Origin of the sequence: Methylovorus menthalis (genome assembly GCF_020523625.1) — a bacterium.
In the GTDB taxonomy this organism is placed as follows: domain Bacteria; phylum Pseudomonadota; class Gammaproteobacteria; order Burkholderiales; family Methylophilaceae; genus Methylovorus; species Methylovorus menthalis.
Genome location: NZ_JAJAQH010000006.1, coordinates 1,586,134 through 1,600,283, shown reverse-complemented (window position 1 = coordinate 1,600,283; position 14,150 = coordinate 1,586,134). Strand labels below are relative to the sequence as shown.

The window sequence follows — 14,150 nt, the reverse complement described above, 5'->3', positions numbered from 1 at the left end:
ACGGCGCCGTTCCGGCAAATTGATCAAGAAGGCAGGCAATATCATGGAAAAGAAAAGCGTAGTTAATGAAGCACAACAAATCCAGTTGGCGATACAGCTGATCACGCTGGGCGCACGGTTGCAACTGCTGGAATCGCAGACGACCCTGTCCCGTGAGCGCCTGATCAAGTTGTACAAGGAACTGAAAGGCGTATCGCCACCTAAGGGCATGCTCCCATTTTCCACAGACTGGTTCCTGACCTGGCAGCCGAATATTCACTCATCCATGTTCCTGAATATTTACAATTTCATGCGGGAGCATACCGATGCCCACGGTGTAACAGCCGTTATCAAGGCGTATCAGCTGTACCTGGATGAAACCGGCACGGAAGATCCTGAAAGCGCCGTCTTGTCGCTCACCCGTGCCTGGACTCTGGTAAGATTTGTCGAGAGCAAAATGCTCAAGCTGCAAGCCTGTAGCTGCTGCGGCGGGCACTTTGTGGTGAATGTGTATGATCTCAACCACCACTTCGCCTGCAGCCTGTGCCATGTGCCATCGCGTGCTGGCAAAACTAAAAAAACCAGAGAAATGGCTGCCGCCTGATGTACCAAGCGGAATCGCAGCGGGGATTACATTAGCGTCACCCCCTGATGAGCAGGCGCCAGTCAATGGGTTGGCGCTTATTGGGGGTATGTTGGTTTACAAGAATTACGGCGCGAAAAGCGCTGCGTCATCAGCGCACCATCGGCCTGCCATCGCATGTCCGTTCCGGTCTGCGCATCATCAAACACGCCATGCCAACCATCGCAACAGTGGTGGTATCCATGGTGTCCTATCATTGATATTTTCTTTTTCTACAGGTGGTTATCTTGCATAAACCATCTGCATCCCGCCGTTTATTGCCTGCCACCCGCGCCTTGCTGATCCAGCTCATCATGCTGGTGATCAATCTGCTGCTCGCCTGGCTGGTCAGTCAGTTTGCCGGACATGATTATCCCATCATGCTGTTTGTGCTGATCCAGGCGACGGGTGCATGCTTTTTGGCTTGGCGCCTAGGCATGGCCCCCTGGTGGCGACTTATTCACCTCTTTTTCCCGCTGGCGGTGTGGGGCATGGTGCAGCTACATGTGCCCAGCGGCGTCTACCTGATTGGTTTTCTGCTGAGCCTGACCTTGTTCTGGACTACCTTTCGTACCCAGGTGCCGTTTTATCCCTCTTATCTCGCCGTGTGGCAGCAGGTGCTGGCCTTGATGCCATCCCGGCCCGGCCTGCGCATGATTGATATTGGCAGCGGCTTGGGCGACATGGCCATGCATATGGCCCAGGCCCGCCCGGATTGCCAGCTGGTGGGCATTGAGGTGGCGCCGCTGCCCTGGTTGATCAGCTATGTACGAGCCCGCTGGCGCAAATCATCGGCCCGCTTTGTGCTGGGCAATTACCACAAGCTGGATTTTCAGGAGTTTGATGTAGTGTTTGCCTATCTGTCGCCAGCGGCTATGCCTGCATTATGGCAAAAGGCAGAGGCGGAAATGCGGCCAGGCAGCTTGCTGATCAGTTATGAATTTGAAATACCTGGCGTGGTGCCGACCTGTCAGCATCCTGTTGGCGAAGCAGAGAAGTCGCTGTATGGCTGGATCATGCCGGGCAGCCAGACTTGAAGATAAAATCCCCATACAAGCTTGTCAGGCCAAAGCTTGCATGGGGATCAGGAAGTATGGTCTCGCAGACTAGAAGTCCATCGTCGCCGAGATCATCACGGTGCGTGGCTGGCCAAGATAAAGCCAGCTGCCGGAGCTGCTGCTCCAGTAATCGCGACCAAACAGATTATTGATCCCTGCCCGGATCACCAGTGGTCGGCCAGTGGCTTCTGTCTTGTAGCGGGCACCGACATCCCAGCGTGTCCAGCCCGGAATGCTGCGGGTATTGGCTTCATCCAGATACTGGGCGCTGGTCGACATCATGCGGGCGGTGAGGGTCATGCCTGGCACCAGCGAAAGATCATATTCGCTGCCCAAGTTCAGCTGCCAGCGCGATACATTCGGCGCGGTGTTGCCGTCATAGATATCGCTGCTGGCATGCGTGAGTTTGGGTTGGATATACGTCGCCCCGCCCAGCACGCGCACTCCCTGGACCTCGCCGAATACATTCAGCTCAACCCCGCGATTGCGTTGTTCTCCCCCTACCTGATAGGTCGATGTGCCATCCCCATTGGAAACCGCCAGCCCGCTTGGTTTTTCAATCTGAAATGCGCTAAGCGAGGTGGTGAAACGGCCAAAATCGTATTTCAGACCGACTTCGTGTTGCTTGGTTTTGACCGGGGGAAACACCTTGCCTGCATTGGTGGTGCCGATGGGCGCGGTGTCGCCTTGCGTCAGCCCTTCAATGTAATTGCTGTAGATCGACCAGTTTGCACCGGGTTTTATCACCGCCGCCAGTACCGGGGTCAGGGCATGTTCGTCATAGGCTGTACTGCTTTCTCCCGTGGTGGTGTCGTAGTCAATCACGTGCACCCGCTGGTAGCGTCCTCCCAGCGTGATGGCGAGGCGTTCATCAAGAAAAGCCATGGTGTCGGCCACCGCCAATGAGGGCAGCTGCAGGCGATTGGTCTTGGCCGGGTGCGAATCCATACTGGCAGTCGATGGCCGGCTAATGCTGGGGGGATTGTAGATGTTCGTGGCAAAACTGCTGAAGCCATAATAGTCAGCCGTATAGCCGCTATCTTTCATCACATAGTTGGCGTTGATGTTCAACTGATGCTGGATGGCGCCCGTGGTGAAATTGCCGCGCACACCTCCCTGCGCGGTGCGGTAATTTGTCCAGTTGGGCCAGTAGTACACGGTGGCCTGGGCATTGCCCTGGGTATCGGCTACGCTGATGTCGGTGGAAAGATAACTCGATGTGGTATTGCTGCCGCCAGCTGCGCCGTAGACGGTCCAGCTGGGGGTGAGGTCATACTCGGCTTTTGCCAGCAGGTAATTGCTCTTGGAGTTGGCATATTCCCAATCCTGGGCAATGCGTTTTTTGGCGCTGGGGGGAGAGGGGATAGTGATGCCGTCGGCAATACCGAAGCCAGCTGCGCCCTGAGGAGCTTCGTTGTTCATGGTCTGGTGCCCGGCATCCAGCGATGCCCGCAGACGATTGCCGCGGTAATCAATGCCGATGGTGGCTGCGCCCAGTTCAACCGATTGCCCGGCGGTGGCGTTTTTACCGTCGCGATATACGCCATTGAAGCGGATGCCCCAAGCGTTATCCTCGCCGAAACGACGCCCAATATCGACATGACCACCGAAATTGCTATTGGACATATAGGTGGCCGTCAGCCGCGTCAGGGGTTTGTCATCCGCCCGCTTTGGCACCATATTGATGGTGCCACCCACAGCCCCGCCTGCGCCGGGCGCCATGCCATTCAGCAAGGCACTTGGCCCTTTCAGCACTTCGATGCGTTCTGCCATTTCGACAGGTGCTGCCCGGTTTGATGCGATGCCGCTGATGCCGTCAAACAAAACGGAATCCTGAACCGAAAACCCGCGAATCAGGAAAATATCCCCTCCGGCGGCTGCGTTGGTCAGGCTGTAAGACACCGTGCGCACGGAAGGGTCGTTGAGCACCACATCCGCGGCGGTGATCGCCTGCTGGTTTTCCATCAGCTCGGCGGTGTAACTTGTGGTGTTGAATGGCGTATCCAGTACATCCTTATTGCCGAGCAAGCCTAGTCGGCTTCCACGGGCCACCTGGCCGCCTGGGTAGGATGCCGGCAGACTTGCTGGCAGGTCGGGGCTTGCCGTGACGGCGACCACCGGCAAGGTGGATATCTCCTCTTGCCGACTTCCCGTTTTGACTGGGGTCGCACGCATGCCATAACTGCCATTGCCTTGCCGGTATGCTTCAAGCCCGCTTCCGGCCAGTAGCCTGGCCAAGCCATCCTCCACATTAAAATTCCCCTTCAATCCCTCGCTGGTCTTGCCTTCAATAATCTCGCCAGCCCCGACCAGGTAAATCCCGGATTCGCGCGAGAATCGGGTTAATGCAATGCTGAGAGGCCCGGCGGGAATGTCATAACTGCGCAGGCTCTGGGCGGCGGTTGTTTGTGCGTGGACTGGCGGCGCCCATACGCCAAGGGCGAGCGCGCCCTCGAGCATGAGCAGATGGATGGCGAATGTCAGTGGGCGCATCCTGGGGATGCGCGCGGCAGTGGCAGGTGAAGCCATGTTTCTTTGGTAGTGGCGATACATCAATGAATATCCTTCAGCGTTAAGGGTCTGGAAAAAACGAAGACCCTGACGGCACGGATCGTTTGGCTACCTTGACGCGTCGCGGTCAGTGCTACGGGCGGTCATCTTAAGGATGGCGGGAATTCAATGGTGAAAGGAGTCTTCTTGCTTGGTAAAACCATTGGCAAGGCAAAACCCGGAACTGTTTTCTGCAATATTTTTTCAGCGCACGGATTCCAGCGTGGTCCACCAGGGCAGCGGCTGCTCAATGCGAATGGGCAAGGCCGATGCCAGCATGTGCAATACGCGATCTGTGTTCTGCAGCGGAAAGCTGCCGTAGACCTTGAGTCCGGCCACGCTATCAGCCACGCCCAGGTGGCCTTGCCGATAGAGGCGCAGTTCCTGCACGACGTCGCGCAATGAAATGTTATCGGCCACCAGCATGCCCTGCGTCCATGCTTCACGCGCAGCATCCGCCGTTGCCAGGGGCGCGATGTCTGCGCGATCAAAGCGGGATTGCTGGCCGGCCGCTACCACGCGGCTGATGGCGCTCGATGCCGTGCGTATTTCCACCGCGCCCGCATATACGTCCAACTGAGTCCGCGCCTCATCCAGACGCACGTTAAAGCGCGTGCCCAATGCCCGCATGCGCCCATGCGGTGTTTCCACCAGAAATGGCCGCGTTTCATCATGAGCGGTCTCAATCAAAACCTCGCCTTGTACAAGCTCTATACGACGCTCGCTGGCGCTGAAGTAAAGATTGATGGCACTGGCGGTATTGAGCCAGAGATGGGTGCCGTCGGCCAGAGTGAGGGCGCGCTGCTCGCCTGTGGGGGTGCGATGATCGGCTGTCCACGCCAGCAAGCCGGAGGGCAACATGCTTTGGCGCCAGCTCAGCATGCCCAGTGTGCCACCGCTGGCGAGCGCGGCCAAGGTAATCAGGACGCGCCTGCGTGCATGCAGGCGTGCATGCGCCTTGTTCAGCGTGTTGGCGGTCTGCCGTGGATCAGTGGTGGTGCGCAAGGGATCAAGTCCGCGGCTGATGTCTTCCACATAATGCCAGGCGGCTTGGTGTTCTTCTGCAGCGTGCAGCCACGCTTGCCAACGGGCGATCTCGTGGCTGCTGGCGCTGCCATCGCGCAAGCGGGCATACCATTCGGCAGCCTGCGCCAGCACGGCATGAGAGGGCGCTGGCCGGAGAGCGCTGGTGGGGCCGGATTTCATGGGTGACGCTTGGCGGGTAACAAGCACATCAGCCTGCAGGCTCGCTGCTCAACTCGCGCATGGTCTGCTGCGCGCGCAGGGTTAGGCATCCCAGCATCGCTTGTGCCACGTATTTGCGCACCATGCGGCCAGACACGCCCAGCGCCAGGCCGACTTCGTCGTCGGTCATGTCGCAGACAACGGCGAGCGTGAAAGCGCGAGCGGCTTTGGGGGACAAATGACCGAGCATGGTGATGACTTCTTCTAATGCCTGCATCACCATGGCCTGGCGTTCGGCAGAAGGGTGATGGGCGGCAGGCATGGCCGCCAGGGTTTCCAGCCACGCCTCCTCGATCTCGCGGCGGCGCCACAGGTTGATGCATAGATGCTGGGCCGTGGTGCGAAGATAGGCCCGGGCCTCGGGCATGCTGTCAAAACGCCATTGTGCGCGACCGCTGATCAGCCGGACGAAGGTATCGTGCGCCAGGTCTGCGGCATCGGCGCCATTGCCCAGACGGCGACGCAACCATCCCAGCAACCAGCCATGATGATGGTGATATAGATGTTCCAGCGAGGATAAATCGGAATGGCTCAAGCGGGGGTGTGGATAGCAAATGAGAATTAATATCAATTATTGCCGAACACGCACTGGCTTGCAACTCCGTGTGGGACGATGCAAGGTATTGCTTTTTGCAATATTTGGTTGGTAAATCCTCTGCAAGCGGCTTGATCACAAGAATTTTACCGGGCGTTATTTATTGCAATATAAAATGGAAAACACAAGTTGATCGACGTTTGGTGGATAACAATACCCTGCTAAGCTTAGGGGAATGGCTTAATATGTGGCATGCATCACAGGCGATAGACGCTGTTTTTTAATCGGGGGGTTTAAAAGTGCTAGTAATCGTAGGGTATGTTGTGGTCCTGGCGGCCGTGTTCGGGGGATACGCGCTGGCAGGGGGGCATTTGGGGGCTTTGTGGCAACCCCTTGAAGTATTGATGATTTTTGGTGGCGCGATCGGGGCGTTTATTGTTGGTAACAACGCCAAGGCACTGAAAGCGACGCTGGGTGCGCTGCCATCCCTGTTCAAAGGTTCCAAATTCACGAAGGCGCTGTACATGGATTTGCTGGCCTTGCTGTTCGAGATTCTCAGCAAGATTCGCAAAGACGGCATGATGTCGATTGAAAACGACGTTGAAAATCCGGAGAGCAGCCCGCTCTTCAGTAAATATCCCGCCTTGCAGGCGGATCACCACCTGATGGAATTCATTACCGATTATTTGCGCCTGATGATCTCCGGCAACATGGATGCGTTCCAGGTGGAAAACCTCATGGATAACGAAATCGAGACCCACCACCAGGAAGGCCACGTTCCGGTGCACTGTATCGCCCGTCTGGGCGATGGTTTGCCGGCGTTTGGTATTGTGGCGGCGGTGATGGGCGTGGTGCACACCATGGAAAACGTGGCTTTGCCACCTGCCGAACTGGGCATTCTGATTGCCCACGCGCTGGTGGGTACCTTCCTCGGGATTCTGCTGGCGTATGGCTTCGTGGGCCCGCTTTCCAGCCTGCTGGAGCAAAAGCTGGATGAATCCACCAAGATGTACCAGACCGTGAAGGCAACACTGCTTGCCAGTCTTAACGGCTATGCCCCGGCTATTGCCGTCGAGTTTGGCCGCAAGGTGCTTTACTCCACCGAACGCCCTGGCTTCACCGAGCTTGAAGAGCACGTCAAGCAAGCCAAGTCCAAATAAGCCCATAGCGTAAGCGGAGTCTGTCGTGGCAGAAGATACCAAACCGATCATTGTTAAACGCATTAAAAAGGTGGCCGGTGGCCACCATGGGGGCGCATGGAAAATTGCCTATGCTGACTTCGTGACCGCCATGATGGCGTTCTTTCTGCTGATGTGGCTGTTGGGGTCCACCTCCAAGGCTACGCTGGAAGGTATTTCCGAATATTTCAAGATGCCGCTCAAGGTGGCATTGCAAGGCGGGCCTTCGGTCGCGGCCAGTGATTCGGTGCTAAAAGGCGGCGGTAAAGACCTCACCAAAAAGCAAGCGCAGGTAAAACCTGTCGATGGGCCTAAAGGAAAGCAAAAAGAGGTCGATATAAAAGATGCGAAGACTGCTCTGGAGAAGGCAGAACAGGCAAAGCTGGCTGAATTGAAACTCAAGATTGAAGAGGCGATTGATGCCAGCGCGACCTTGAGCAAGTTCAAGAAGCAATTACTGATCGATATTACGTCAGAAGGCTTGCGTATCCAGATCGTGGATGAGCAGAACCGGCCGATGTTTGCTTCTTCAAAAGCCGAGCTGCAGCCTTACGCCAAGCAGATTTTGCATGAGATAGGCAGCATGCTGAATGATGTGCCAAACAAGATCAGCTTGTCAGGACATACCGATGCTGTGCCTTACCCGACAGGGGATAAAGGCTACAGCAATTGGGAACTTTCTTCTGACCGCGCCAATGCTTCGCGACGCGAGCTGGTGGCAGGGGGAATGGATGAGTCCAAGCTGTTGCGTGTGGTCGGGCTGTCATCGGCATCCTTGTTTGACAAGGAAAACCCGTTGAATCCGGTAAACCGCCGTATCAGCATCATCATCATGAACAAGAAGGCCGAGGAAGACGCGGTGAAGGATGAAGGCGCGACGGTTAATGTACCGTCGGATAACGCCGCCAGTGAAGTCCAGAAAGCGGCGACTGGTCAATGAAAACATAGAACAACGACCGTACTGGTACTGAATACGGCGAATAAAAATGAAGGATGATGGGAATATGCAGTCGGAGACAATACCAGTAGAAGAGCTGAGACAGTTGTTGGCAGGCGTGTCCGACCATGGGACACAGCATCTGCTTGAAGTCGAAGCCGATCTGATGCAGACCACTTACCTCCTGAGTGAGGCGATTGAGAAGCTCGGCGCCTGTTTCATGTCCGTCCATGAGGCCGTCACGGCCCAGCAGCAGGAGCTGGATCTCCTGCTGCAACAAACCCAACTCCCCGCGGAGCAGCAGCAAAAGCTGCTTCAGTATCGCGAGCACATCGCCAAAGAAGTCAATACAGCCGTTACCGGGCTGCAATTCCAGGATTTAACCAGTCAACTTATTGCCAGGACCATCAAGCGCGTCAACGGGCTCAAGGAGCTATTGAGCGCGCTGGCCACGCATGGCGACAGCATGGATAGCGAGCAGGAGCACCAGGAAATCGCCCGTCTTTTGCAGGAAATGAATCAAAGCCTGAATAGCCGCAGCGTTGAGCTGTCAGGCGGGTTGCGCAAAGCCGTAGACCAGCACCATATGGGAAGTGGAGAAATTGAGTTGTTCTGAGGATTGAGGTCGGCAGACTCATGGTATAGAGCAGTTCATGTGTAGAAATTTAATTAACAAGCGAGTATGAAAATGGCAAAAACAATTCTAGCAGTCGATGATTCGGGGTCTTTACGCCAGATGGTGGCGTTTAGTCTGACGGCGGCTGGTTATCAGGTCGTGCAAGCCGTGGATGGCCAGGACGGGTTGAACAAGGCGCGCGACCAGGTGGTGGATCTGGTGCTCACCGACCAGAACATGCCCAACATGGATGGGCTGACGCTGATCAAATCCCTGCGCGGCATGAGCAGCTATCAGAAGGTGCCTATCCTGATGTTGACCACCGAATCCAGCGATGAGATGAAGGCAAAAGGCCGTGCTGCCGGTGCCAATGGCTGGTTGGTCAAGCCGTTTGATCCCAAGCGCTTGATCGATGTAGTACAAAAAGTAATCGGTTAATACCTCTTTTTTCGACCTAATGAATATGCCCACCGCATGATGCAATGCAGGCAAGCAAAAATGGAGTCAGCAAATGTCGATTGATATGAGTCAGTTTTATCAGGCTTTCTTTGATGAAGCCGAGGAATTGCTCGCCGAGGCGGAGCATCTATTGCTCGCCCTCGATCTGGACAATCCCGACTCGGAAGACCTGAATGCCATTTTCCGCGCTGCCCATTCCATCAAGGGCGGTGCTGCCACGTTCGGCATGACCGACATGGCGGAAATCACGCATGTCCTGGAAAACCTGCTGGACAAGATCCGCAAGAACGAGATGGCGCTGACCGGTGAGCACGTGGACACCTTTCTCGAAGCCAAGGATGTGTTGAATTCACAGCTGGAAGGGCACCGCTCCGGTGCCGATGTCGACCGCGATGTACAGGAAGAGGTAAAGCGCAAGCTGAAAGCCCTTTCCGAAGGCAAGCCGGTATCGGCCGCCGCGGAAATGGCCGCCGCCGCTGCCTCGGCAGCTGCGCCTGCAGCCCCCAAGCCTGCCGTAGTAGCCCCGGCCGCGGTCGTGGATAAAATGCGTCATTACAATATCGACGTCAAAGCCTTGAGCGAAAAAGACACCGCCAATCTTGAAGGTGAGCTGGGTCTGCTTGGCGACGTTAGCAGCAAGCGACTGGACAATGGCCATGTTGCCTTCTCGCTCAAGACCGAAGACAGCGAAGATGACATCATCTCGATCTGTGCGTTTATTGTTGAACCCGAAGATATCAAGATCACCCTGCAATCGGCCGCTGCTGCGCCAGGTGCTGCTGCGGCACCCGCCGATGGCAAGCAACGTTACAACATTGAAGTGCCGGAACTCAGCGACAAAGATGCTGAAAATCTGAAATCCGAGTTGGCATTGCTGGGCGATGTCAGCATCAGCAAGGCTGGCGGTAAAACCATTTTTGCGCTGACCACCGAAGACAGCAAGGACAGCATCGAATCCATCTGCTCCTTTGTGGTGGACCTCGAAACCCTGGTGATTAAGGATGCCCCGTCGGCTTCAGCCGCTGCGCCTGCTGAAGATCTGGCAGTTGCGTCCAATGGCTTTATTGAGGGCGATGGCTTCGGCTTTTTTGAGCCGATCACGCCACCGCCTGCAGCCCCCGCAGCCGAGCCAGAACCAGAACCTGCCAAGCCTGTTGAAGCCGCTCCAGCGCCGGTCATCGAGAAAAAACCAGCTGCCGCCAAAAAAGAAGTGGAAAAGGCTGCCGCCGTCGAAACGACCTCTATTCGTGTGGGCGTTGAAAAAGTTGACCAGCTGATCAACCTGGTTGGCGAACTGGTGATTACCCAGGCCATGCTGGAAGAGCGCATCAGCAAACTGGACCCGGTCACGCATGAAGACCTGCTGAATAGCTTGGGCCAGCTCACCCGCAATACCCGCGATCTGCAAGAGTCGGTGATGTCTATCCGCATGATGCCGATGGATTATGTGTTTTCGCGCTTCCCCCGTATGGTGCGCGACCTGGCAACCCGTCTGGGCAAGAAGGTGGAGTTTGTGACCAGTGGTGCTGCGACCGAGCTCGACAAGGGATTGATCGAGCGCATTGTGGATCCATTGACCCACCTGGTGCGTAACAGTATTGACCATGGCATTGAAGTGCCGGATGTACGCCATCAGTCCGGCAAGAACGAAACCGGCCGCTTGTCTTTATCTGCATCCAATCGCGGTGGCAACATTGTGATTGAAGTGACCGATGACGGTGCTGGCCTCAACCGTGAACGTATTCTGAGTAAGGCCAAGCAGAGCGGCCTGCCCGTGAGCGATACCATGCCTGACAGCGATGTCTGGCAGCTGATTTTTGCCCCGGGCTTTTCTACGGCCGAGCAGGTGACCGATGTATCGGGCCGCGGCGTAGGCATGGATGTGGTGAAGCGTAATGTGAGCGCCATGGGCGGCGTGATTGATATTCGCTCCGCGCTGGGCTACGGCACCACCATGTCGATTTCGCTGCCGCTGACACTGGCGATTCTGGATGGCATGTCGGTTTCGCTGGGGGACAACATGTACGTGGTGCCGCTCAACCTGATCGTGGAAACCATGCAGCCACAAGCCACCGATATCAAGACCGTTACCGGCGCCGGTTTCATGGTGCATGTGCGCGGCGAATATCTGCCGATCATTCCGCTGTATTCGCTGTTCAACCAGCCTACCCAGATTACCAACCCGGTAGACGGCGTGCTGGTGATCATCGAGGCTGAAGGCAAAAAAGCCGCCCTGTTTGTCGATGGCCTGGTTGGTCAGCAGCAGGTGGTGATCAAGAGCCTGGAAACCAATTACCGCAAAGTGCCCGGCGTTTCCGGCGCCACCATCATGGGCGACGGCTCGGTCGCGCTCATCCTGGATGTGCCCACCATTATCAAAATGGGCCAGAACAATAATTCTGAAGGAGTGTATCAATGAGCAGCATCACGGAAAGTGGTAACAACACCAACGATGGCGTTACCAATGCCAAGGAGTTTCTGACCTTTGTGCTGGGCAATGAAGAGTACGGCCTGGAAATCCTCAAGGTGCAGGAAATTCGTGGCTATGACGCCGTGACCAAGATTGCCAATACGCCTGAGTTCATCAAAGGTGTGGTTAATCTGCGCGGCCGTATTGTGCCGATTGTCGATTTGCGGATCAAATTCAATCTGGGCAAGGTGGAGTACAACGAATTCACCGTGGTCATCATCCTTAACCTCAACGGCCGCATTGTCGGCATGGTGGTGGATGGCGTATCCGACGTGATGAGTTTGCAGCCTAACCAGATTCGTGCGGTGCCCGACATTGTTGCCAGCATTGATACCAAGTACATCGTGGGTCTGGCGTCGGTGGAAGAAAAAATGTTCATCCTGGTGGACATTGAGCAGTTGATGAGCAGTACGGACATGGAGTTGATGGATAGCGTAGCCATGCATTAAATGAAATGCACGTAGCCGAGCTTCAAGCCGGCACATAACTATAAATTTGAGGAGTATGCACATCATGAAAATGACTGTCGCAAATCGTATCAAGCTGTTGATTACTGCTGCAGTAATCGGTCTGCTGATCGTGGTAGCCATCGGTTATGTTCAGACTGGGCGCGTCTTTGACAAAGCCAACTATGGCAATACCATGACAACCCCGAGCGTCGCAAGTCTGGGCCTGGTTCAGGAATATTTTCAGCGTTACCGCATTGTCGTCCTGCGCCATATTCTGGATACCGACCCTGCGGACATCGCCAAGGATGACAAGCGCTTGCAGGAGCTCAAGGCCAGCCTTGATAAAGAGCTGAAAGCATATGGCGATAATTTCATCAGCAACGATGAAGACCGCCAGATGTATGAAAAAACCAAGGCGGATTGGGACAAGTATCAGCAGTTATTGCAAAATGTACTGAGCCTCTCACGGGCTGGTGAGCGCGATCAAGCTGCTGCCGCGCTGAAAGCGCAGGCAGATGATGTTGCGCGCGATCTTACCGCGCATATCGAAGAGCATTTCAAGTTGAACATGACCTTGGGGTCGGCCTCGTCAGAAGAAGCTGTGACTGTCCGTCACAGTGCCACTGTCATCAATTCCATTGTGGCTATATTGGTAACTCTGGTGATCATTGTCATCGGCGTGTTCATGCTTCGTGCCATCATGCGGCAGCTTGGACAAGAACCAGGTGAACTGGCCGAAATGAGCAAGAAATTTGCAGCTGGCGACCTGACACAAAAAATCGCCGTTGCCGAGGATGACAAAGTCAGCGTGGTCTATTCCATGCGTCGTCTGCAAAAAACCCTGCAAGGGCTGACCGATTCGCTTAATTTCGTGAGTGCCGCACATGAAAAGGGCGACATTGACGAGACCTTGAAGGCTGACTTGTTTGAAGGCCTATTCCGCGATGTGGCGATGGGCGTCAATGGCATGGTCGGTGGCCATGTTGCCATGATGCGCCAGACCATGGCGACGGTTGAAGGCTTTGGTGCCGGTAATTTTGATGCACCACTGGAAAAATTCCCCGGCAAGAAGGCGTTTATCAACGACACCATTGAAAAAGTGCGTAGCAACATCAAGGGCTTTATTGCCGACATGAATCACATGTCGCAAGAGCACGATGCGGGTGATATTGATGTGCGCATGGATGTCAGCAAATACCAGGGTGCCTATGCCGAGATGGCCAATGGCGTGAATACCATGGTTGGCGGCCATATTGATGTGAAGAAGAAGTCCATGGCCGTGGTGCGCGCGTTTGGCGAGGGTGACCTGACGGCGACGATCGAGCAGCTGCCAGGCAAGAAAGCCTTTATTAACGAGGCTATCGAAAAAACTCGAAGTCAGTTGCAGGCGGCAGGTGAAGCGGCCCGCTTTGCTGAACTGATCAAGACCAGCCTGGATAATGCTTCAATCAGTGTGATGGTGGCGGACAATGATGGTGTCATCATCTACATGAACAAATTCACACAAGAACTGATGAAGCGCTCAGAAGCCAATCTGCGCAAGCAACTGCCGAACTTCTCGGCCGACAATATTGTTGGTCAGAACTTCGACATTTATCACAAGAACCCGAGCCATCAGCGCAACATGCTGGCGAATCTGCACAGTCCATACTCTGCAGAAATTACGATAGCCGAACAGATATTCAAGCTCAATGCATCGCCTATCTTCAGTGCCAGCGGCGAGCGTATGGGCACGGCCGTGCAATGGGTGGATCGCACTGCGGAAGCGCATGCCGAGCAGGAAATCGGCGAAATCGTGAAAGCCGCTGCAGATGGTGACTTCAGCAAGCGTGCACGCAATGAAGGTCGCGAAGGCTTCTTCAAGTTGGTGGCCGAAGGCCTCAACCAGACACTGGATACCATCATCGCGCCGATCAGCACGGTGAAGGAAGCGGCCGACGCGATCAACACGGCCGCGAAGGAAATTGCGCAGGGCAACTCTGACTTGAGCCGCCGTACGGAGGACCAGGCATCTTCCTTGGAAAAGACTGCTGCCAGCATGGAACAGTTGGC

At 55.4% G+C, this 14,150-nt stretch carries 12 protein-coding genes; 9 read left to right on the top strand and 3 right to left on the bottom strand.

Annotated features, from left to right (window positions below; genetic code table 11):
• Nucleotides 1-43 precede the first annotated feature (43 nt).
• Both flhC and LG204_RS13390 read left to right on the top strand, forming a co-directional pair.
• A complete protein-coding gene (flhC, locus tag LG204_RS13395; protein ID WP_230337741.1) occupies nt 44-583 on the top strand; it encodes a flagellar transcriptional regulator FlhC in 540 nt (179 codons plus the stop codon).
• 266 nt (nt 584-849) lie between these two features.
• Nucleotides 850-1,638, top strand: a complete 789-nt coding sequence (locus tag LG204_RS13390) for a class I SAM-dependent methyltransferase (protein WP_230337740.1) — start codon at nt 850-852, stop codon at nt 1,636-1,638.
• A gap of 69 nt (nt 1,639-1,707) precedes the next feature.
• Here LG204_RS13390 and LG204_RS13385 read toward each other — a convergent pair whose 3' ends face one another.
• The 3 genes from LG204_RS13385 to LG204_RS13375 all read right to left on the bottom strand — a co-directional run bounded on the left by LG204_RS13385 (nt 1,708) and on the right by LG204_RS13375 (nt 5,989).
• Entirely contained in the window at nt 1,708-4,188 is a 2,481-nt protein-coding gene (locus LG204_RS13385; RefSeq protein ID WP_230337739.1) for a TonB-dependent receptor, read from the bottom strand.
• Between the two features lie 225 nt (nt 4,189-4,413).
• On the bottom strand, nt 4,414-5,415 hold the full coding sequence (locus tag LG204_RS13380; RefSeq protein WP_230337738.1) for a FecR family protein: 1,002 nt from the start codon (nt 5,413-5,415) through the stop codon (nt 4,414-4,416).
• A gap of 28 nt (nt 5,416-5,443) precedes the next feature.
• Entirely contained in the window at nt 5,444-5,989 is a 546-nt protein-coding gene (locus LG204_RS13375) for a sigma-70 family RNA polymerase sigma factor (protein ID WP_230337737.1), read from the bottom strand.
• Nucleotides 5,990-6,288: 299 nt separating this feature from the next.
• Between LG204_RS13375 and motA the strand changes: the two genes are divergently transcribed.
• The 7 genes from motA to LG204_RS14120 form a co-directional block, all read left to right on the top strand.
• On the top strand, nt 6,289-7,149 hold the full coding sequence (motA, locus tag LG204_RS13370; protein ID WP_230337736.1) for a flagellar motor stator protein MotA: 861 nt from the start codon (nt 6,289-6,291) through the stop codon (nt 7,147-7,149).
• 25 nt (nt 7,150-7,174) lie between these two features.
• Nucleotides 7,175-8,107, top strand: coding sequence for a flagellar motor protein MotB (gene motB / locus LG204_RS13365; protein ID WP_230337735.1), 933 nt, complete (start codon nt 7,175-7,177; stop codon nt 8,105-8,107).
• A gap of 64 nt (nt 8,108-8,171) precedes the next feature.
• A complete protein-coding gene (locus LG204_RS13360; protein ID WP_230337734.1) occupies nt 8,172-8,720 on the top strand; it encodes a chemotaxis protein in 549 nt (182 codons plus the stop codon).
• Nucleotides 8,721-8,792: 72 nt separating this feature from the next.
• A complete protein-coding gene (locus LG204_RS13355) occupies nt 8,793-9,158 on the top strand; it encodes a response regulator (RefSeq protein ID WP_015829621.1) in 366 nt (121 codons plus the stop codon).
• A 73-nt stretch (nt 9,159-9,231) separates the two neighbouring features.
• The gene (locus LG204_RS13350) at nt 9,232-11,598 is read left to right on the top strand and encodes a chemotaxis protein CheW (RefSeq protein ID WP_230337733.1); all 2,367 of its coding nucleotides are present in this window, start codon (nt 9,232-9,234) and stop codon (nt 11,596-11,598) included.
• Nucleotides 11,595-12,098, top strand: coding sequence for a chemotaxis protein CheW (locus tag LG204_RS13345; RefSeq protein WP_230337732.1), 504 nt, complete (start codon nt 11,595-11,597; stop codon nt 12,096-12,098). Before LG204_RS13350 ends, LG204_RS13345 begins: the two co-directional genes overlap by 4 nt.
• A 64-nt stretch (nt 12,099-12,162) precedes the next feature.
• On the top strand, nt 12,163-14,150 hold a 1,988-nt coding region (locus tag LG204_RS14120), incomplete at its 3' end, for an MCP four helix bundle domain-containing protein (RefSeq protein WP_328441924.1).

Excerpts from the sequence above, each read along its gene's own strand:
- flhC (WP_230337741.1), top strand. The coding sequence starts at position 44 with ATGGAAAAGAAAAGCGTAGTTAATGAAGCACAACAAATCCAGTTGGCG.
- LG204_RS13345 (WP_230337732.1), top strand. The coding sequence starts at position 11,595 with ATGAGCAGCATCACGGAAAGTGGTAACAACACCAACGATGGCGTTACC.
- LG204_RS13355 (WP_015829621.1), top strand. The coding sequence starts at position 8,793 with ATGGCAAAAACAATTCTAGCAGTCGATGATTCGGGGTCTTTACGCCAG.
- LG204_RS13350 (WP_230337733.1), top strand. The coding sequence starts at position 9,232 with ATGTCGATTGATATGAGTCAGTTTTATCAGGCTTTCTTTGATGAAGCC.
- LG204_RS13385 (WP_230337739.1), bottom strand. The coding sequence starts at position 4,188 with ATGGCTTCACCTGCCACTGCCGCGCGCATCCCCAGGATGCGCCCACTG.
- LG204_RS13380 (WP_230337738.1), bottom strand. The coding sequence starts at position 5,415 with ATGAAATCCGGCCCCACCAGCGCTCTCCGGCCAGCGCCCTCTCATGCC.
- LG204_RS13360 (WP_230337734.1), top strand. The coding sequence starts at position 8,172 with ATGCAGTCGGAGACAATACCAGTAGAAGAGCTGAGACAGTTGTTGGCA.